At 55.0% G+C, this 18239-nt stretch carries 21 protein-coding genes; 12 read left to right on the top strand and 9 right to left on the bottom strand.

What is annotated here, in order from left to right; genetic code table 11:
* Positions 1 to 51: 51 nt before the first annotated feature.
* Positions 52 to 807: a flagellar basal body P-ring formation chaperone FlgA gene (gene flgA / locus A8O29_RS17115; RefSeq protein ID WP_125355395.1), complete on the bottom strand. Its 756-nt coding sequence runs from the start codon at positions 805 to 807 to the stop codon at positions 52 to 54.
* Between the two features lie 88 nt (positions 808 to 895).
* Here flgA and flgB point away from each other — a divergent pair, with 88 nt between their 5' ends.
* The 12 genes from flgB (at position 896) to A8O29_RS17055 (ending at position 10979) form a co-directional block, all read left to right on the top strand.
* Complete coding sequence (gene flgB, locus A8O29_RS17110; protein ID WP_110511244.1) at positions 896 to 1243, top strand: flagellar basal body rod protein FlgB; 348 nt, start codon at positions 896 to 898, stop codon at positions 1241 to 1243.
* Between the two features lie 2 nt (positions 1244 to 1245).
* The gene (flgC, locus tag A8O29_RS17105) at positions 1246 to 1677 is read left to right on the top strand and encodes a flagellar basal body rod protein FlgC (RefSeq protein WP_125355394.1); all 432 of its coding nucleotides are present in this window, start codon (positions 1246 to 1248) and stop codon (positions 1675 to 1677) included.
* Positions 1674 to 2519, top strand: a complete 846-nt coding sequence (locus A8O29_RS17100; protein WP_125355393.1) for a flagellar hook capping FlgD N-terminal domain-containing protein — start codon at positions 1674 to 1676, stop codon at positions 2517 to 2519. The genes flgC and A8O29_RS17100 overlap by 4 nt, the downstream gene beginning before the upstream one ends.
* Before the next feature lie 35 nt (positions 2520 to 2554).
* Entirely contained in the window at positions 2555 to 3751 is a 1197-nt protein-coding gene (gene flgE, locus A8O29_RS17095) for a flagellar hook protein FlgE (RefSeq protein WP_125355392.1), read from the top strand.
* Between the two features lie 9 nt (positions 3752 to 3760).
* A complete protein-coding gene (locus A8O29_RS17090; protein WP_125355391.1) occupies positions 3761 to 4495 on the top strand; it encodes a flagellar basal body rod protein FlgF in 735 nt (244 codons plus the stop codon).
* A 33-nt stretch (positions 4496 to 4528) separates the two neighbouring features.
* Positions 4529 to 5314 (top strand): flagellar basal-body rod protein FlgG, encoded by a 786-nt coding sequence (flgG, locus tag A8O29_RS17085; RefSeq protein WP_110511235.1) that lies wholly within the window; start codon positions 4529 to 4531, stop codon positions 5312 to 5314.
* Positions 5315 to 5378: 64 nt separating this feature from the next.
* A complete protein-coding gene (gene flgH / locus A8O29_RS17080) occupies positions 5379 to 6044 on the top strand; it encodes a flagellar basal body L-ring protein FlgH (protein WP_110511233.1) in 666 nt (221 codons plus the stop codon).
* Between the two features lie 37 nt (positions 6045 to 6081).
* Complete coding sequence (locus tag A8O29_RS17075) at positions 6082 to 7182, top strand: flagellar basal body P-ring protein FlgI (RefSeq protein WP_275942428.1); 1101 nt, start codon at positions 6082 to 6084, stop codon at positions 7180 to 7182.
* Entirely contained in the window at positions 7182 to 7493 is a 312-nt protein-coding gene (locus A8O29_RS17070) for a rod-binding protein (protein WP_110511231.1), read from the top strand. The genes A8O29_RS17075 and A8O29_RS17070 overlap by 1 nt, the downstream gene beginning before the upstream one ends.
* Positions 7494 to 7593: 100 nt before the next feature.
* Entirely contained in the window at positions 7594 to 8970 is a 1377-nt protein-coding gene (gene flgK / locus A8O29_RS17065) for a flagellar hook-associated protein FlgK (RefSeq protein ID WP_125355388.1), read from the top strand.
* 15 nt (positions 8971 to 8985) lie between these two features.
* Positions 8986 to 9915 (top strand): flagellar hook-associated protein FlgL, encoded by a 930-nt coding sequence (gene flgL / locus A8O29_RS17060; protein ID WP_125355387.1) that lies wholly within the window; start codon positions 8986 to 8988, stop codon positions 9913 to 9915.
* Between the two features lie 50 nt (positions 9916 to 9965).
* A complete protein-coding gene (locus A8O29_RS17055) occupies positions 9966 to 10979 on the top strand; it encodes a flagellar hook-associated protein (RefSeq protein ID WP_125355386.1) in 1014 nt (337 codons plus the stop codon).
* Here A8O29_RS17055 and A8O29_RS17050 read toward each other — a convergent pair.
* The 8 genes from A8O29_RS17050 to fliF form a co-directional block, all read right to left on the bottom strand.
* Positions 10968 to 11459 carry a hypothetical protein gene (locus tag A8O29_RS17050; protein ID WP_125355385.1) on the bottom strand — a complete coding sequence of 164 codons (492 nt, stop codon included), beginning with the start codon at positions 11457 to 11459 and terminating at the stop codon, positions 10968 to 10970. The two genes, A8O29_RS17055 and A8O29_RS17050, sit on opposite strands and share 12 nt — an antisense overlap.
* On the bottom strand, positions 11452 to 12369 hold the full coding sequence (locus A8O29_RS17045; protein ID WP_125355384.1) for a winged helix-turn-helix domain-containing protein: 918 nt from the start codon (positions 12367 to 12369) through the stop codon (positions 11452 to 11454). The genes A8O29_RS17050 and A8O29_RS17045 overlap by 8 nt, the downstream gene beginning before the upstream one ends.
* A 324-nt stretch (positions 12370 to 12693) precedes the next feature.
* Positions 12694 to 13089: an FAD synthase family protein gene (locus A8O29_RS17040; RefSeq protein ID WP_110511221.1), complete on the bottom strand. Its 396-nt coding sequence runs from the start codon at positions 13087 to 13089 to the stop codon at positions 12694 to 12696.
* Positions 13090 to 13093: 4 nt separating this feature from the next.
* Entirely contained in the window at positions 13094 to 13534 is a 441-nt protein-coding gene (locus A8O29_RS17035) for a flagellar FliJ family protein (protein WP_125355383.1), read from the bottom strand.
* Positions 13531 to 14877, bottom strand: coding sequence for a flagellar protein export ATPase FliI (fliI, locus tag A8O29_RS17030; RefSeq protein ID WP_125355382.1), 1347 nt, complete (start codon positions 14875 to 14877; stop codon positions 13531 to 13533). The genes A8O29_RS17035 and fliI overlap by 4 nt, the downstream gene beginning before the upstream one ends.
* Positions 14870 to 15589, bottom strand: coding sequence for a flagellar assembly protein FliH (fliH, locus tag A8O29_RS17025; protein ID WP_125355381.1), 720 nt, complete (start codon positions 15587 to 15589; stop codon positions 14870 to 14872). Before fliH ends, fliI begins: the two co-directional genes overlap by 8 nt.
* 5 nt (positions 15590 to 15594) lie before the next feature.
* Positions 15595 to 16602, bottom strand: coding sequence for a FliG C-terminal domain-containing protein (locus tag A8O29_RS17020; RefSeq protein ID WP_110511214.1), 1008 nt, complete (start codon positions 16600 to 16602; stop codon positions 15595 to 15597).
* Complete coding sequence (gene fliF / locus A8O29_RS17015; protein WP_125355380.1) at positions 16580 to 18238, bottom strand: flagellar basal-body MS-ring/collar protein FliF; 1659 nt, start codon at positions 18236 to 18238, stop codon at positions 16580 to 16582. The genes A8O29_RS17020 and fliF overlap by 23 nt, the downstream gene beginning before the upstream one ends.
* Position 18239 lies beyond the last annotated feature (1 nt).

The following is an 18239-nucleotide window of genomic DNA, read 5'->3' as shown; positions in this document are numbered from 1 at the left end:
AGGCGACACATCGGAAGGAAAACTTAACTCAAAAGAGAAAAAATATTTCCGTTACTCGCTGTTCAGGGTTTTGACGATGCCCTGACCGGTGACGAGGGCGCTGACTATCCGTTGGCTGCTCTCGTTGCGAACTTTGATGGTGTCGCCCTTACGACCATTTTTCATCGCTATGGCTGACGTCTGCGCGGTAATCCCGCCCATCTGTGATTGCAGCATCACGGTTTGGTCGCGTTTGACCCACAGCGGCATTTCCAGCTGCGAGAGCGTGAGGGGTTTGCCGGGTCTCAGCGTGCGCTTGCTGGTCAGGCCCTGCGCCTGGTCGAGCTGGGTCAGCAGTTCACCGTGCGTATTGCTGACGTTGTACGGCTTCAGTATCAGTTGGTCTTCGTCCAGCACTTCTCCGCGCGCAACCACGCCATTCACCATGACCACTGGCACATACAGGTCGGCATGGACCGGCACGCTCAGATGCCAGCCCTGAGTGCCCGGGCAGCTCACGTCATAGCTAATGCGGTTGACAGACGTCAGCTCAACGCTCGAGCGGCTGGCTTTGAGCGCGGTCGGACACGGCGTTTCGGTGGCCGCATAGGAGGGAATGAACACATTCAGCTTGTAGTGATAGCCCTTCCAGCCCTTTTTTTGCGCCATTTTATCGACGTCTTTTCCGGCCGTGCTGAGCACAAGGGCATTGATTTGCGCGCGTGGGCCTTTCGTCGCCGCATGTGCATGAACGGCAAACAGACTGGCGAACAGCACCATGAACAGAGAGCGGAAAATAACCTTCCCGCCGGGGTGAACAGAAAACATAAAAACCTTACCTGTTAGTGATTTACGTGGTTGGCACGATTATTGCTATTAAATCAGAGGCAAGGTTATTCACGAGATATCAAACACGATGGGAATAAGTTTTCAGCAGGTTTTCGGTGTACATGCACAAGCAGTTCAGTTGCGTCTTGCGAGGACTGAGTTACTGACTGCGAATCTGGCAAACGTCGATACGCCGAATTTCAAATCTAAAGATATTGATTTTGCCGCTGAGATGCAACGGGCAAGTCAAGAAGATGTGCTTTCGGCGCCGACGGTCAAATACCGCGTCCCGATGCAGCCATCGGAAGATGGGAACACGGTCGAGCTCAATAGCGAGCAGGCGCGTTTTTCCCAAAATAGTATGGATTATCAAAGCAGTCTGGCGTTCATGAATATGCAGATCAGCGGGCTCAAAACAGCGATAGAAGGGAAGTAAGCATGTCTTTTGCTGATATTTATCAGATTTCAGGCTCTGCCATGACGGCGCAAACCGTGCGTCTGAATACCGTCGCCAGTAACCTGGCGAACGCAGAGTCACCGGCCACCACCGAAGACGCGGTTTATAAAGCCCGAAGCCCTGTCTTTGCGGCGGTCTATAACAACAGCCTTATCGACCATCATCGTCATGATATCGATGGGGCTAGCGTGCGTGTCCAGGATGTGTTGCAGAGCGGCGGCGCGCTGCGTCGTTATGAGCCGCATCATCCGCTGGCGGATAAAGACGGCTACGTCTTTTATCCGGACGTCAATGTCGTGGAGCAGACCGCAGACATGATGTCGGCTACCCGTGATTTTGAAACCAACGTTGACGTGCTCAACAACGTTAAAAGCATGCAACAAAGCCTGCTTAAACTCGGAGAGAACGTATGAATGGACTAGCGCTGCGCACGTACCTGCAGCACCAGGGCAAGATGGCGAGCACTCAGCAAGCCGTAGTGGCGGCAACGCCGGTTGCCAGCGACGAACAGAGCCCGACTCTGCTCGGGGCGGACGATTCTACCGACTCTTCCAACACTACGAATACCACTGATAACAGTGATGTGTCGCCCACGCCGACCACCACAACCAACACGGACAGTGCGTCAACCGACCTGTTCCTGACGTTGTTTGTGGCTGAGATTGAAAATCAGGACCCGACCAACCCGACCGACCCAACCGAATACATCAGCCAGTTAGGCACGATGGCGATGGTCACCATGGGCGAGGCCGAGTGTGTCTCCATGAACACCAACGCCATCCTGATGAGCAACATCCAGGTGATGGCGCTCGGCAAAATGGTCGGTGAGGACATTATGGTCCAGACCACCTCGCTGAGCGTGGGGACAGGGGACATTCAGGGGCGTATTTCGCTGGATGACACCTGCTCCTCCGCGACGCTGCACTTCACCGATACCGCCGGGGACGACTACTCCGTCGACCTGGACATGAGCAGCGAAACCAACGGACAAATCAACTTCGACATTGATCCCGCGGACTACGGCATTCCACCAGGCGATTACAGCATTTCCGTCGTCACCGATACCGGGGAAGAAGAAGTTCCCATCGAAGTGGCCGGTGAAGTGAAGGATGTACGCATTCCGCTGGATGGCAGCACGCCGATGCTGGAAATCGACGGCATCGGTGAAGTGCCGTTCACGGCGATTAGCCAATTTGGAATTCCAGATACGTCAGCAAACGATGGCGGCGATACGCCTGCTGACGACGTTATCTGAATTTGACTGAATAATACTCAAGGAAATAGTGAAACATGAGTTATGAAATTGCGACTTCTGGCCTGAATGCTGTCGATCAGCAACTGGACAGCATCAGTAACAACATTGCTAACGCCGGAACCGTCGGCTACAAATCTACCACCACCCAGTTCTCCGCCATGTATGCGGGCACCCAGGCGATGGGCGTGAGCGTGGCCGGTACGGCGCAGAGCATTTCTAAAGGCGGTTCTTTCCTGTCTACCGGTAGCTCCCTGGATTTGGCTATCAACGGCGGCGGTTTCTTCGTGACCGCGGACAGCGAAGGCAACACCAGCTACACCCGCGCAGGCTCGTTTACCACGGACAAAAACGGTTATCTGGTCGATCCATCAGGCAACTACGTGCAGGGTTACGCCGTCGATGACAGTAATACACTGCAAGAAGGTAACGTCACCGATCTGCAGATTTCGACCGAAAGCCTGCCGGCAGAAGCGACCACCACCATGTCCTTCACCGCCAACATGAACGCCAGCGATGAAGCTATCGACAGCAGCGCGAACCCGTTCGATCCGTCCAACATGGATTCCTACAACGATACCTACACCACCAAGGTGTACGACTCTCTGGGCAACGAACATACCGTTAACCAGTACTTCGTGAAGACGGGCGACAACACCTGGGATGTGCATTACACCTTCGACGGTGAAGAACAGAGCACCACCACCTCGCTGGCGTTTGATCCGAATACCGGCAAGCTCACCTCGCCGACCGCGCCCATTTCCCTGACCTTCCCAACTGACAGCGCCGCGCCTATCGACATGACCCTCGATTACAGCGATTGCACGCAGTACGGTGCGGAGTTCTCCGTTACCACCAACAACGCCGACGGTTACACCTCCGCGCAGGTAAACGGCGTACAGGTCGATGAAGACGGCAAAGTGTATGCGACCTACAGCAACGGCGAGCGCCTGCTGGAAGGCCAGGTTGTTCTGGCTGAATTCCCGAGCACCGCAGGCCTCGAAGCGGTCAGTGGCACGGCGTGGGAAGAAACCAGCCAGTCTGGCGCACCGCTGATCGGTGTTCCGGGAACCGGCACCACGGGCACGCTGGAAGCGGGCGTACTGGAGCAGTCCAACGTCGATATTACCCAGGAGCTGGTCAACATGATGACCGCCCAGCGTAACTATCAGGCCAACACCAAAGTTATCTCCACCGATACGCAGCTCGATCAGGCGCTGTTCCAGGCAATGTAAGGCAGTTAAATGGATCATTTGATTTACACGGCGCTTAGCGGTGCCTCCCACACGCTTATGGAGCAGCAGATAAGCGCTAACAACCTCGCCAACGTTAACACCGGCGGGTTTCGCAGCGATATCGCGTTATCCCAGGCAGACCAGGTTCAGGGGCGCGGATTTGCTACGCGTTTTATGAGCGCGGAAAACCAGAGCGGCATTAACGACAGCGCGGGCATTCCTGAAAAAACCGATCGTTCCCTCGACGTGGCGATTGACGGCAAAGGCTATATCGCGGTGCTCGATGGTGCGGGTAAAGAAGTTTATACCCGTAACGGCAATATCCAGCAGGACTCTGAGGGTCAGCTGACGATCAACGGTCATCCGGTGCTCGGCGATAACGGTCCAATCATCCTGCCGCCAAATGCGCTGGCCTCTTTTGGTACCGACGGCACGCTGTCCGTCACGCCAGACGATGGCGATGTGAAAGGCACCATGGATGTGGATCGCCTGAAGCTGGTAGACATCCCGCTCAATAACCTGGCGAAAAATGCGCAGGGGATGTTGGTGACGGCGAATGGCGTTCCGGCAGGCGTCAACGAAGACATCAAAGTCAGCGGCGGATATCTGGAGAGCAGTAACGTCTCGGCCGTCGGTGAAATGATGGCGTCTATCTCCCTCAATCGTCAGTTCGAGTCGCAAATCAAAATGATGAAGGCGGCGGAAGACCTGAGCGATTACGGAAACCGTCTATTAGAAGGCTGATTACCGGCCTCTTGAATTCAGGATAGTAGCGTTATGAATGCAGCATTATGGATAAGTAAAACGGGCCTCTCCGCGCAAGACGCGGAAATGAGCGCGATTGCCAACAACATTGCCAACGTCAATACCGATGGCTTTAAGCGCGATCGCGTGATGTTCCAGGACTTGTTCTATCAGACCCAACAAGCCCCGGGCACCATGCTCGATCAGGACAATGTGATGCCGACCGGCATCCAGTTTGGTAGCGGTGTGCGTGTTGTCGGCACCCAGAAAATCTTCACCGAAGGCAACGTCGAAACCACCGATAACCCGCTGAACATCGCGATCATGGGTCAGGGGTTCTTGCAGGTGCAGAAAACCAATGGCGACATCGCCTACACCCGTGACGGTGCGCTGGAAGTTAACGCCGACGGCGTGCTGACCAACGCGCAGGGCCTGCCGCTGGAGCCGGAAATTGACGTTCCGCAGGGCGCGACCAATTTCGCGATTGGTCCCGATGGCACGGTCACCGCCCAGGTGCCTGGCGACAGTGATTCGACGGTGCTTGGCCAGCTGTCGCTGGTGAACTTTATCAATCCAGCCGGCCTCCAGGCCGAAGGCGATAACCTCTACGTTGAAACGGTGGCCAGCGGGCAGCCGACGGAAGGCGATCCGGGCGAGGACGGCATGGGGCAGATTCAGAACAATGCCCTGGAAGGCTCCAACGTCGATATCGTCAACGAGATGGTCAACATGATCACCGTTCAGCGTGCGTATGAAATGAACGCCAAGATGGTTTCTGCAGCGGACGACATGCTGCAGTACATCAATCAGAACCTGTAACAGGGTATCAGTAGCCGGTGACCACATTTTAATGTGGTCACCAAAAACCGTTAGTGGAACACGTGTGAAAAAGTACCTGTGGCTTATGGCAGCTGTCTTACTGCTTGCCGGATGTGAATCCCAGACCATCCTGGTGAAAAAGGACGACGAATTTTATGCTCCCCCGAAAACCGACAGTGATGTCACTGCCGCAGGCCGGGCAGGGGGTGTTTTTGAATCGGGTTATAACTGGTCGTTAACGGCCGATCGCCGCGCGTATCGCGTGGGCGACATCCTGACGGTGATCCTGGAAGAATCTACCCAGTCGAGCAAACAAGCGGGCACCGAGTTCGGTAAGAGCAATACCGTCGAAATCGCACCACCGGTAGTGTTTGGTAAAACCAAAGACAAATTATCCGGTTCGGTCGATGCCAACCGCGATTTCGATGGCAGTGCCACCTCGCGCCAACAAAACAGCTTACACGGCTCGATCACCGTTTCGGTCCACCGCGTTCTGCCGAACGGCGTGCTGGAATTGCGCGGTGAGAAATGGCTGACCCTCAATCAGGGTGATGAATATATCCGCCTGAGCGGCCTGGTGCGTGCCGATGATATCGAAAACGATAACTCGATTTCGTCGCAGCGAATTGCTAACGCGCGTATCTCTTATGCCGGACGTGGTGCGCTGAGCGATGCCAATGCGGCGGGCTGGCTGACCCGAATCTTCAACCATCCGCTGTTCCCAATTTAATCCGGAGAGTTATATGCAAAAGCGCAATCATCCCTGGATGAAAGGGATCCTCAGTGCGGTGGCGGCAACCTGCCTGCTGATGCCGGTGATCGCTTCCGCCCAGAGTCTTGAATCTCTGGTTAGCGTGGAAGGTATCCGTGATAACCAGTTGGTGGGTTACAGCCTGGTCGTCGGCCTGGATGGCACGGGCGACCGTAACCAGGTGAAATTCACCAACCAGACCCTGACCAACATGCTGCGTCAGTTTGGCGTTCAGCTGCCGGGGAAAATTGACCCGAAAGTGAAAAACGTGGCCGCGGTGGCGGTCAGTGCGACCCTGCCGCCGATGTATTCGCGCGGTCAGAAAATTGATATCACCGTCTCCTCGATTGGTGATGCCAAAAGCCTGCGCGGTGGCACGCTGCTGCTGACGCAGCTGCACGGTGCCGATGGTGAAGTATACGCGCTGGCCCAAGGCAGTATTGTGGTCGGCGGCATGAAAGCGGCCGGAAACAGCGGTTCCAGCGTGACCGTCAATACCCCAACGGCGGGGCTTATCCCCAATGGCGCGACGGTCGAGCGTGAAATCCCGAGCGATTTCAACATGGGCGACTCCGTCACCCTCAACCTGAAACGTCCGTCGTTTAAGGATGCCAACAATATCGCCATGGCTATCAACAGCAGCTTTGGCGGCGGCGTGGCGTCGGCCAAAAGCTCAACCAGCGTTACCGTTCTGGCGCCAATCGATCCCGGCCAGCGCGTGGCGTTTATGTCTCGCCTCGAAGATGTGCAGGTTAACGCCGAGCGCGTCCGGGCGCGCGTAGTCTTCAACTCCCGTACCGGCACCGTGGTGCTGGGTGATGGCGTGCGTCTTCACGCCGCCGCGGTCAGCCATGGCAGCCTGACCGTTTCTATCAGCGAAAGCCGTAACGTCAGCCAGCCAAATGCGTTTGCTAATGGCCGGACCGTGAACGCCGCAGACAGCAATGTGTCGGTGAATCGCCCGCATTCACAAATGATTACCCTGCCGGAATCCACCAGTCTGCGTACGCTGGTCAGTGCGCTCAACGGGCTGGGTGCCTCACCGGATGACGTAATGTCGATTCTGCAAGCGCTGCACGAAGCCGGGGCGCTGGATGCCGACCTGGAGGTTATCTAATGGACAAAATTCTACCCGCAGTCACCAAAGGCCTTGAGGGGAGCGATCCGCTCATGGCCCCGAAGATTAAAGCACATGACCTGCAAATGGCTGCCCAGCAGTTTGAAGCCATCTTTCTGCGTAACATGCTGAAAGAAATGCGCAAAACCAACGAGCTTTTTGACTCGAAGGATAACCCGTTTAACAGCGATTCCGTGCGCACGATGCAGGGGTTTTACGACGACACGCTGGCTAACGTGTTGTCACAACAGCACGGCATTGGTATCGCGGAAATGATGGTTAAACAGCTTTCCTCAAAACATCAGAAGTAAGAAAAGTGCGCGCTCTGTTTAAGAAATGCGGCGTTTGCGCCGCTTAACAGATGCAACTATTGAAAGAATTTACCGGCCTGGAGCCAGTAAGGAAACGCTGATGGATATGATAAACATTGGGTATAGCGGGTCATCGGCAGCTCAGGTTGAGCTGAACACGACGGCAATGAACACCGCGAATGCCATGACGCCGGGCTATACCCGGCAGGTCGCCGAGATTAGTGCCATGGGCGCCAGCTCCGGAATGGCCAACAGTCCGGGCAACGGCGTTCAGGTGGATAGCATCCGCCGCGTCTCCGACCAGTATCTGGTGAATATGGTGTGGGATGCGGCCAGCGATAACGGCTATTACAGCACCCAGCAAACCTACCTGACGCAGCTGGAAACCGTGCTGAGTGACACCAACAGCAGCCTGAGCACCGGCTTCGATAACTTCTTTGCCGCCCTCAGCGCCGCGTCTTCCAGCCCCGACGACATGGCGCTGCGTGAGCAGGTCCTGAGCGAATCCTCGGCGCTGGCGATGCGTTTTGATAACACCGCGTCTTACATTGATTCCCAGAGCAAGCAGCTGGTCAGTCAGGAAGAGGCGATGGTGTCGCAAATCAACACCCTCACCACCGGGATTGCCAGCTACAACCAGCAGATTGCTCAGGCGGAAGCCACCGGGCAAAACGCCTCTGCGCTGTATGACGAGCGTGACTCGATGGTGGAAGACCTGAGTTCGCTGGTGGATGTTCAGGTGAACATCGATGATAAAGGCAACTACAACGTCTATCTGAAAAATGGTCAGCCTCTGGTCAGCGGCGATGATGCAGCCTCGCTTGCACTGAATACCAATGACGATGGCTCCCAGGCGATGACTCTGACCTTTGCGGGTACAGATTACGACATGAGCATGGACACCGGTGGATCGCTGGGCGCGCTGTTTGACTACCAGAGTGACGTACTGGATCCGCTGACAGGCACCATCAACAGCATGGCCGATCAGTTCAGCACCGCAATCAACGATCAGCTGGCGAAGGGCTATGACCTGAATGGCGATCCGGGCGTGCCGCTGTTTATTTATGATCCCGCCGATCCAAACGGCCCGCTGTTGGTGAACCCGGATATCCAGCCCGATCAGCTGGCCTTCTCGAACTCGCCAGATGCGAGCGGTAACGGTGACAACCTGAAGGCGCTGATCGCGATTGCGAACCAACCGATGGATATCGACAATATTGGTTCGACTACTATTGGCAACGCCTGTTCTTCCATCATCAGTAGTATCGGGATTTACAGCCGTCAGAACCAGACTGAAGCCCAGGCTTCCGCTAACGTCTACAACGAAGCGCAAAACCAGCGCAGCAGCGTCAGCGGCGTTAGCATGGATGAAGAAGCGGTCAATCTGATCACCTATACCCAGATTTACCAGGCCAACCTCAAAGTCATCTCTACAGGCGCAGATATTTTCGATTCTGTCCTGCAGATGGTCGGCTAATTCGGAGAGAGATGAATGCGAGTCAGCACCCAACAGTCTTACAACACCATGACCACCAATTTTACCGACATGTCAGGTCAGCTTCAGCATGTCATGGCGCAGATGGCAACCGGACAACGGATCCTGTTACCGTCTGACGACCCGATTGCGGCCACCCGTATCACCCAGCTCAACCGTCAGCAGGCGTCTATCGAGCAGTATCAGGGCAACATCGACTCGGTTTCTGCCAGCCTGAGCCAGCAGGAGTCGATCCTGGATGGTGTCAATAATGACATGCTTGCGATTCGTGATGACCTGCTGCAGGCGGCCAACGGCACCAACTCCGCCGAATCACTGGCGAGCATTGGTCAGGATGTGCAGTCAATGACCGATGCGATGGTCAATGCGCTGAACTATCAGGACGGCGACGGCAACTACATCTTTGGCGGCACCGTGAACGACAAACCGCCAATTGTTGAGCAGGACACCGACGGTGATGGCGCACCGGATACCTATGTGTATCAGGGCAATAACGAGCACCGCACCGCCACCGTCTCCAACGGCGTGGAAGTGGACACTAACGTCTCTGTCGGCGAAATCATGGGCCAAAATCTGGACTTGCTCAATGACCTGAACAGCCTGAGCCAGGAGATGCAGGATCCGGACCTCGATCCTAGCGACCCACAGTTGCAAAGCGATATCCAGAGCACCATTGATCAGATCGATAAAACGTCGACCTCTCTCAATAGCGCGATTGGCTCGATGGGTGAGACGCAAAACACCATCAGCATGCTCAATGACGCGCAAAGCTCGGTATCGATGACCAACGATGCGCTGATTGGCCAGTTGGGCGATCTGGACTACGGCCCGGCGTCTATTACCTTCACGGGTCTCGAAATGGCGATGGAAGCAACGATGAAAACTTACTCCAAAGTAAGCGATCTCAATCTGTTCAGCGTCGTTTAATCTTGAATTGTCGGCAGCCTCGTGCTGCCGATGTTATTAGCGGAAACACCATGCAGGTTAGTCTTAATACCTCTTCACTCTCTAGCGCTGATGCTCTTGGCACCAGTGTTATCAAACAGCAGCAGCCCGCGAGTCAGATTGTCCCGACCAATGTGAAGACCGCGATGGCGAAAACGGATTATCCCGCGTCGCCGCTGATCAGCGCCCGTCCGCAACGCTACAGCGTTCAGCTTAACGATCAGCTCACCTTTTTGCAGGAGGCCGACCACTACTTAGGTCAGCTGGAGCAACAGCTGCTGGACTACCGCCATCAGTCGCGGCGGGGAGGAGAGGCGGCAAAAACGCAAAAGCAGGCCTTAGAGTCTCTGCTTGAAAAGCGGCCTCAGCTTTCGTCGGGAACCGTCGATAATCAGCTACGCCCAGTATTGCAGGGTGAAGCGCGCGTGAGTTTCCTTGCGCCACAGCTGACTCATGCCATGCAGGCGCAGGGTGAAGAATCGGTATTGTTTAGCGCCAGCAAAGACAAAGAGCAGCTGCTTGCCGCTGTGCATATCGATGAAGATAAAGATCCGCGCCAGCTTCGGGCGGTGATGAACAATGCGCTGCGTCGGGTGGGGATTCAGAGCCACGCCGCCAAAGGTGACATGCATTTTTCAACGCGAGAAGAAAACTGGCCGCAGTTGCAGGCCTCGCTTGCCGCCATCGGTGGGGGAAATCGCTTTGCCGCCGGAAGCACCACGGCCATCGTGACGTCCGCGCTGCCGTCGCATTCCGACAGCCTGCTCAGCGCGTTGAAAACCTCGGGCGCGCGTCTGAACAGCACTTTGCAGCAGACGCTGGAGCATATTGGTCAGTCACGTGAACAGCTGGCAACGCAGCAGGAAAAAGCCCGGCAGATGATCGACGGGATGGCGCGCTATTCGCAGAGCCAGAACGCCGAGCAGGCCTCACAAGCGCTGTCGAAAATGCTCAATCGCGCCAGTCATAACTATCAGACGCTGGCAGAAGCGGTAAACGGTCAGGCGAGTTTATCCAGCCTGACGGTCAGAAGTTTATTGTCCTGATTTGGCAGAAGGCGTGCAGTTCGCTAACTGAGCGAGGGAAGCATCGGCGTTGATGGTCATCAACGTGCCGTTTTGCTTCATGAAGAGCAAATCTTGCCCCGTGTTCAGTTCGATGAGTTGTACGTCTAAATCCTCTAGCTTGAGAAAGTTCTCAATCTGACTGAGACGACCATCGGATTCTTCGACCCTGGACGAGTCCATATGATAGGTCCCCGCTACGCTTTTGTTGCTTTGTTTCTCAAGGCACGGTGAAAAGTGAAACTCTGAATAGGATTTCAGGGTCGGGCTGACTTCCGCCACCAACGCATCAATATGATCGCGTGACTCGCTGATATCCATAACGTACACATTTTCTTCGCCGGTCTTCATATCGTAATGAATATGTTCGGTGTGCTCGATTTTATCGCCACTGATCGCATCTGTAGAGAAAATGAGTGCGGGCATTAACAGTGTTAAGAGTAAATAGCGGAGTTTATTCACACTTCGGCATTTCATTTAACGTCCTCTCCGCGTGATGATAAATATAGTCATTGAGTTTTTTCGCATCATGCTGCCAGTTTTCGATGGTTAGCACGACCTGCCATGTATGATGACAACGATTGGTAATCGTAAAATCAAGGCTCAACTTACTGATTGACGGATAAGCATATATCCTCATGCTGGCATCGTTCTGCGTCATTAATTTACTCAGACGCTTTGCAATCGGATACGCTTCATTTTTGATGGTTAAAGCGCCTGCCGCGTCGGTTTCTTTCCGGTGCAAGTATCCGTATGTTAGATTTTTGATGTCAGGAAAATGGATGTATTTAATCTCAGGGCCCGCATCACTATTCACGGTTTTATTGGCCGATGCGCTGTTAGAAAAGGAATGCCATAAAATAGCACCCAGCACGATCGCCAGAATACTTGCCGTAAACAGGATTACATTCCGGGCACGAAGCGCACCAGGTTTTTTATTCGACGAAGGGACCGTCACAGCATAAGACGGAGAGAGGGCGTCCATCTCACTGTCCACTTCAACCGACTCTGGCTGTTCACTATTATTTTCGTCTACCGCTGAATTATTCTCATCCTGCGGATAAGTAATAAATTCGCTGTCAATAAAATACCCCTTTTTAGGGATGGTTTTTATTATATCTTTCTGCTTGGCATCATCGCCCAACGCCAGGCGCAGGGCATGAATTGCGGTGGGCAGGCTATTACTGCCAACCACGCGATTTTTCCAGACTTCAGCAATCAGGAATTCTCGGGATAATACGGTATCGGGATGAGTAATAAGGACTTCAAGAAGCAGAAAATGAAACTCTCCCAGTCGTAGCGTTTCTCCCGTTCCTTGATGAGTCAGCGTACAGCGGGAAGCATCCATCTTCCAGTTGTTAATGATTATCATCGTTGACTATTACCTGCAGAACGCAGGCCCAATTTAAAAATAAATACGCGATCACTTATGTTAAGTTCGCAGAGATATGAATTCTTACCGGAAATAGGGCTTCCGTTCTTGGCGCAAGGGCCAGTAGTCCATTAGTGGAGTGAATTTATAGCAAAGTGAATTTGATGACAATAATTCAGGAGGCGTGCACGTGTAACATTATGTTGCACGCAGGGTTGGGATTCCAGGGCATTGGCTGGGAAAACGAGGAATTATCAGTGCAGGGAGGCGAAAAATTAAATTTGGATATTATAGAGATTTATTTTTAAATATTAGCCCAAGACGCTATTTCTGTCTTTTTACTATTTCCAGAACCTCCGTTGTGGAGATTGACGGCGTGCGCGGAAGGTAAACGACGTCGCAATAACAGGAGAAATGATCGAAGCGACCGCTCCAGTCATCGCCCATCACCAGCGTAGAGGCGCCGAACTCACGGATATAATCGCCTTTTTGTTCCAGTGATTCTTCGATAAACACCTCATCGACGCAGGCTAATGCGTTGAGGATCTGCATCCGGTCTTCCTGATCGTACACCGGAGGGCGGCTCTTTTTACGGATGTTAAGGGCATCGGAAGAAACGCCGACCACCAGTCGATCGCCAAGCTCGCGCGCCCGGGTCAGAATATTCAGGTGCCCGACGTGGAACAGGTCGAAGGTGCCAAAGGTAATGACGGTTTTCATGGTGTTATTTCACTCCGCGCTGGCGTAACCAGCACTGGCCGGCCATATCATCCAGCACTTTTTGCTGGCGAACATCGGCTTCGTGAACCAGGATTTCGCGCTGAGTGTCCAGCGTCATGCTGACCACTTTTTCCTGACAGGCCGCGCCGATCAAATCCTTCTGGATGCGCTCTTCTTTCAACTGTGAAAGCGCCTTTTCCTGCTCCTGCCACGCCAGTACACGATGCAGATTACCCTTGTAGGCATTGATATTCTTCAGCGCTTCCGGGGAGAGAGAGTCCGCAGCGGTCGGCGACGTTTTTTGCAAAATCATGTTCAGGGAACGGATATTGTTTTCAAACCCCACGCCAATCTGCTTCTGTTTGGCGAGCTTCACCGTGAAATCCTTGACGGATTTGTCACGGATCTTTTGTAGCTGCTTCAGGGTTTCAATCATCTGGTTCATGCTTTCTTAGCCTTCGCATTTTTCCCAACCGGGAACAGGGCTTGCAAACTTTGCTGAACGCTGACGAGCTCCGCGGGTTCGGCCACGTCCTGACGCAGGAAGCGTTCAATGGCCGGGAAGTTTTTCACCGCTTTATCAACCGTGGCATCGGAACCGGCGACATAACCGCCCAGTGGGATCAGCGGCTTAATTTCCATATAGCTGGCGTAGTTCTGTTTGAACTGACGGGCTGAAAGCTGGTGCTCACGCGGCGTCACCTGATTCATACAGCGGCTGATCGACTGACCAATATCAATCGCCGGATAATGTCCGGCTTCGGCCAACTTTCGGGTCAGAACGATATGACCGTCCAGCACCGCACGGGCGCAGTCGACGATCGGGTCCTGCTGATCGTCACCCTCTGCCAGCACGGTATAAATTGCGGTCATCGAACCGCGGCTTTCGCTGTTGCCCGCGCTTTCAACCAGACGCGGGATCATGCCAAACGCAGAAGGTGGATAGCCTTTGGTGGCGGGCGGTTCGCCCAGCGAGAGCGCGATTTCCCTCTGCGCCATGGCGTAGCGCGTCAGGGAGTCGATCAGCAGCAACACGTCTTTGCCCTGGTCGCGAAACCAGGCGGCAATCGAGTGACACAGTTCGGTGGCCTTCAGACGCATCAGCGGCGATTCATCAGCAGGCGCGGCAACCACAATGGATTTGGCGAGGCTTTCCGGGCCGAGCGAGTGATCGATAAACTCTTTCACTTCACGTCCACGTTCGCCGATCAGGCCCACGACAACCACCTGCGCTTCGGTCTGGCGGGTAATCATCCCCAGCAATACGCTTTTGCCCACGCCGCTACCGGCCATCAGACCGACGCGCTGGCCTTTGCCAATCGTCAGCAGGCCATTGATGGCGCGGACACCGACGTCCAGCGGCTCGCTGACCGGCTGGCGGGTCAGGGGATTCACCGACGGGGCCTGCGCGGGGAGTAATTCCGTGCCGGTAAGACGGCCTTTGCCGTCCATCGGTTCGCCCAGGCCGTTCACGATACGTCCGAGCCAGCTTTCGCCAATCGAGACTTCGCGGGCTTTTTCGAGGGGGAACACGCGGGCGCCCGCCATCAGGCCGACGGGCTGTTTGAAGGGCATCAGATAGGTGACTTCACGGTCAAAACCGACCGCCTGGGCTTCAATCGCTTCGCCCTCGGCACTTTCGATGCGACACAGCTGACCGGTGGCCAGCTGGCAGCCGATACTCTCAAGCAGAATACCGCTGACGCGCACCAGGCGTCCGGATTGACGCACCAGCGGGATAGCGTCAATGGAACGTAAGGCGTCCGCTACCCCCGGCAAATCATGCATCCTTTTGCTCCGGCGTCAGCGTCTCTTTGATAGCCTTCATGCATTGCTCAAGACGATGTTCGCAGCCGACGTCCAGCTCGGAGGATTCGGTGACAATCCGGCATTCGCCGGACTGTAAGGTCGTAGAAGGGGTTAATCCCCATTCGCTGACTTTTTCAGGGGCGACGTTCTGAATGCGCTCGAACTCTTCGCTGCTGAGCATCACCTGCAACGATTCCGGCACCGACGGCAGGGCCGACAACGCTTCTTCGATGATCGACAGCAGCTGCGTAGGCTGTAACGCCAGCTCACAGCGGATCACCTGGCGGGTAACTTTCTCGACCAGCTGCAACAAATCGTCGCGCTGTTTGCGCTGGATAGTCCCCAGATAGTCATTCACCTGATGCGCAATGTCGTCCAGCGGCTTTGAGGCGAGGGCAAACTGCTGTTGCCCCTCTTTCTGTGCCGACAGGCTGCCGTCGGTGTAGCCTTTGCGCATCCCTTCGTTGAAGCCTTTTTCAGTGCCCTGGCGCAGACCCTGCTCCTGGCCTTCTTTCTGGCCTTCTTCCAGGCCACGCTTAAAGCCTTCCTGATAGCCTTCTTTCAGCTGGATTTGGTGTTCTGCCACGCGGGCCAGGTAATGCTGTTCGTCTTCCTGCGGGGCAGAGGCGTCAGCACCCAGCGCCGGGAAGCGATACTGACGGAAACGACCTTGCAATGTGTCTAATGCCATGTCGGTTATTCCTCCGTCCGTTCTGCGAACAGCTGAAGCTGGATTTCGCCTGCTTCTTCCAGTTCACGTGCCACTGACATGATTTCACGACGGATTTGCTCGATACGGCTGATAGGCACCGGCCCAAGGCGGGCGGTAATGCTTTCCAGCTGCTGCACCTGACGGCGCGGCATGGCGGCATAAATGGAACGACGCAGCGGGGCTTCGGTGCCTTTCAGCGCCACGGCCCACTCTTCGATTGGGATCTCGTCCAGCAGCTTGCGGCGAACTTCTTCGCTCTGACGGCCGAGGATGAAGAAGTCGTACATTTCATCCTGCAGCTGGATATGGATATCGCCATCGCGTTCGGCCAGCTGTTCGAGGATAACCTGCTGGTCGTCCTGGATACGGTTGACGATATCCGCCGCCTGCTTAATGCCTTTGACCTTCGAACCGTGTTCGGAGAGCACGGCCAGGCCGCGCTCCATCAGGCGGTCGAGTTCGTCAATCACATCGCGGTTGACGTCGTTCAGCTTGGCGACGCGATAGAGGATTTCGTTACGCACGGATTCCGACATATACAGCAGCACTTCCGCGGCGATATCCGGCGTCAGGAACGCGAGGAAAACCGCCTGCAGTTGCAGGTGCTCTTCGCCAATCAGCAGCGCCAGCTGGCGGGGTTCAACCCACTGCAGGCGTGCCATGCGGGAACGGATCTCGTCCCCGTAAATGCCGTTGATCACGCCGCTGGCAATCTCGCTGCCCAGGGCTTTATTCAGAATGCTCTGCAACATCGAGCGCGATGCGCCGTTGATCCCACTCTGTTCGCTGAACTCATCGAAGAAGTTATTGATAACCCGACGCGCCTGGGTAATTTTGACCCCTGACAGACGGGCCATGTGCTCACTCAGACGCACGACTTCTTCACGGGTCAGCTTGCTCATTACCGTCGCCGCGGCTTCTTCACCCAGGCAGAGTAACAAGATTGCAGATTGCTCTAACAGGTTGTTTTTACTTGTTTTCAATTCGCTCATTGCTTGTAATCCACTGTCTGATGACTTCCGCTACGCGATCGGTATCTTCAATCGCCAGTTTCTGCAGGTATTCCAGTTTCGCTTCAAGCCCAGAGGTTGGCGAAGGAAGAGGTTCGTCCACCGGCAGGGTAGGCAGCTCAAATTCACGCACCGTATCGGTTACGGTCTGAGTATCCGCTTTCGCGTCAAGGCGCAGCGCCTGATTCGTCGCTTCGGCTGCAGCCAGCGCTTTACGCTCGTCGCGCGCGGCATTCATGCGTTTCATGGTTGGACGCACGAAGAACAGCAGGATAATCAGCGCTAACAGAAGGGAACCTGCGAGCTTGGCCCAGCCAAGAATGTCGCTGTCCTGCCACCATGGCAGCTTCGGATAATCACTTTCAGATGGCGCAACGAAGCTCATCATCGTTAGAGTCAGCGTGTCGCCACGCTGGGCGTCGATTCCGGCGGCGGTATTCAGCATGGTGGTGATCTGCTGGACCTGCGGTGCGTGCCAGTTTTTCACGAAGGTGGCGTTACGGTTCAGGACTACCGCCACGTTAAGGCGCGTCACGGTAAAGCCCGGATGCTGGATGTGCTTCACGTTACGGTCGTAAGCGTAATCACTCTTATTTTCCGTATGCAGAGACATCGCGGCAGGCTCACGCTTGCCTTGCTGTGCGTTAGCCGGTGCCATCGGCGGACGGTTGCTCAGTGAACCCGGAATGCCCATCGCCAGCTGATCGGTATTGCGGTCTTCCGCTTTCTCTTCGCGGCTGACTTTTGGCGCATCACCGTAGTTTTCCTGCGTCTCTTCCACGGTGCTAAGGTCAATCTGCGGCATCACGCTGACGCGGTAGTTACCTTTGCCGACCAGCGACGCGAGCAGGTTTTCAATGCTTGCGCGGGTCTTGGCCTGAATATCTTTCACGACCTGGTCATTTTTGCGGGTAACGGCCCGGGAGCCTTCACCGCCGCTGACGCCGTCAGACAGCAGATTGCCGGACTGGTCAATGATGCTGACCTGAGATTGCAACAGGCCCGGCACGCTGCCGGACACTAAGTGGATGATGGCGTTAACCTGGTCGAGGCTCAGCGTATTGCCATAGTGCATACGCACTACTACGGAAGCACTGTTCTTCGGCTGTTCGCTCACCACAAAGGAGCTGTCTTCGTTTAGCGCCAGATGCACGCGCGCATTTTCCACGGCATCAAGAGACATAATGCTCTTGGCCATTTCACCTTCGAGGCTGCGTTTATAGCGGATGTTCTGCACGAACTGGCTGGAGCCCAGCACTTCGTCTTTATCCATCAGCTTATAGCCGTCAGGGGAGAGGGCCTGAACACCTTTTGCCGCCAGGGTCATGCGCACTTGCGACAGGGACTCTTCGGCAACCAGGATTTGACCGCTGCTTGGGTCGATACGATAAGGGGTTTTGCTCTCATCCAGGACGGAGATGACCTGGGAGACAGGAATGTTTTGTTGGCTGCCGTACAGGGCAACGTATCCGTAGTTTCCGCCGAGAACGATGGCGGAAATAATGGCCGTCGCGGCAATCGCGGCGGTGGCAAACAGGGCGATGCGCTTTTTGCCATCCAGCTTTGCCATCACAACAGCCAGCCATTGACGCGCTTTTTCGAGTAGATTCTGATTCATG

The organism is Scandinavium goeteborgense (genome assembly GCF_003935895.2).
GTDB classification, from domain to species: domain Bacteria; phylum Pseudomonadota; class Gammaproteobacteria; order Enterobacterales; family Enterobacteriaceae; genus Scandinavium; species Scandinavium goeteborgense.
This window is presented reverse-complemented; position numbering and strand designations above follow the sequence as displayed.

Excerpts from the sequence above, each read along its gene's own strand:
- A8O29_RS17035 (WP_125355383.1), bottom strand. The coding sequence starts at position 13,534 with ATGAACCAGATGATTGAAACCCTGAAGCAGCTACAAAAGATCCGTGAC.
- fliH (WP_125355381.1), bottom strand. The coding sequence starts at position 15,589 with ATGGCATTAGACACATTGCAAGGTCGTTTCCGTCAGTATCGCTTCCCG.
- A8O29_RS17090 (WP_125355391.1), top strand. The coding sequence starts at position 3,761 with ATGGATCATTTGATTTACACGGCGCTTAGCGGTGCCTCCCACACGCTT.
- A8O29_RS17100 (WP_125355393.1), top strand. The coding sequence starts at position 1,674 with ATGAATGGACTAGCGCTGCGCACGTACCTGCAGCACCAGGGCAAGATG.
- A8O29_RS17020 (WP_110511214.1), bottom strand. The coding sequence starts at position 16,602 with ATGAGCGAATTGAAAACAAGTAAAAACAACCTGTTAGAGCAATCTGCA.
- A8O29_RS17040 (WP_110511221.1), bottom strand. The coding sequence starts at position 13,089 with ATGAAAACCGTCATTACCTTTGGCACCTTCGACCTGTTCCACGTCGGG.
- A8O29_RS17055 (WP_125355386.1), top strand. The coding sequence starts at position 9,966 with ATGCAGGTTAGTCTTAATACCTCTTCACTCTCTAGCGCTGATGCTCTT.
- flgG (WP_110511235.1), top strand. The coding sequence starts at position 4,529 with ATGAATGCAGCATTATGGATAAGTAAAACGGGCCTCTCCGCGCAAGAC.
- flgE (WP_125355392.1), top strand. The coding sequence starts at position 2,555 with ATGAGTTATGAAATTGCGACTTCTGGCCTGAATGCTGTCGATCAGCAA.
- A8O29_RS17045 (WP_125355384.1), bottom strand. The coding sequence starts at position 12,369 with ATGATAATCATTAACAACTGGAAGATGGATGCTTCCCGCTGTACGCTG.
- flgB (WP_110511244.1), top strand. The coding sequence starts at position 896 with ATGGGAATAAGTTTTCAGCAGGTTTTCGGTGTACATGCACAAGCAGTT.
- flgC (WP_125355394.1), top strand. The coding sequence starts at position 1,246 with ATGTCTTTTGCTGATATTTATCAGATTTCAGGCTCTGCCATGACGGCG.
- flgK (WP_125355388.1), top strand. The coding sequence starts at position 7,594 with ATGGATATGATAAACATTGGGTATAGCGGGTCATCGGCAGCTCAGGTT.
- flgL (WP_125355387.1), top strand. The coding sequence starts at position 8,986 with ATGCGAGTCAGCACCCAACAGTCTTACAACACCATGACCACCAATTTT.
- A8O29_RS17075 (WP_275942428.1), top strand. The coding sequence starts at position 6,082 with ATGAAAGGGATCCTCAGTGCGGTGGCGGCAACCTGCCTGCTGATGCCG.
- flgA (WP_125355395.1), bottom strand. The coding sequence starts at position 807 with ATGTTTTCTGTTCACCCCGGCGGGAAGGTTATTTTCCGCTCTCTGTTC.
- A8O29_RS17070 (WP_110511231.1), top strand. The coding sequence starts at position 7,182 with ATGGACAAAATTCTACCCGCAGTCACCAAAGGCCTTGAGGGGAGCGAT.
- fliF (WP_125355380.1), bottom strand. The coding sequence starts at position 18,238 with ATGAATCAGAATCTACTCGAAAAAGCGCGTCAATGGCTGGCTGTTGTG.
- fliI (WP_125355382.1), bottom strand. The coding sequence starts at position 14,877 with ATGCATGATTTGCCGGGGGTAGCGGACGCCTTACGTTCCATTGACGCT.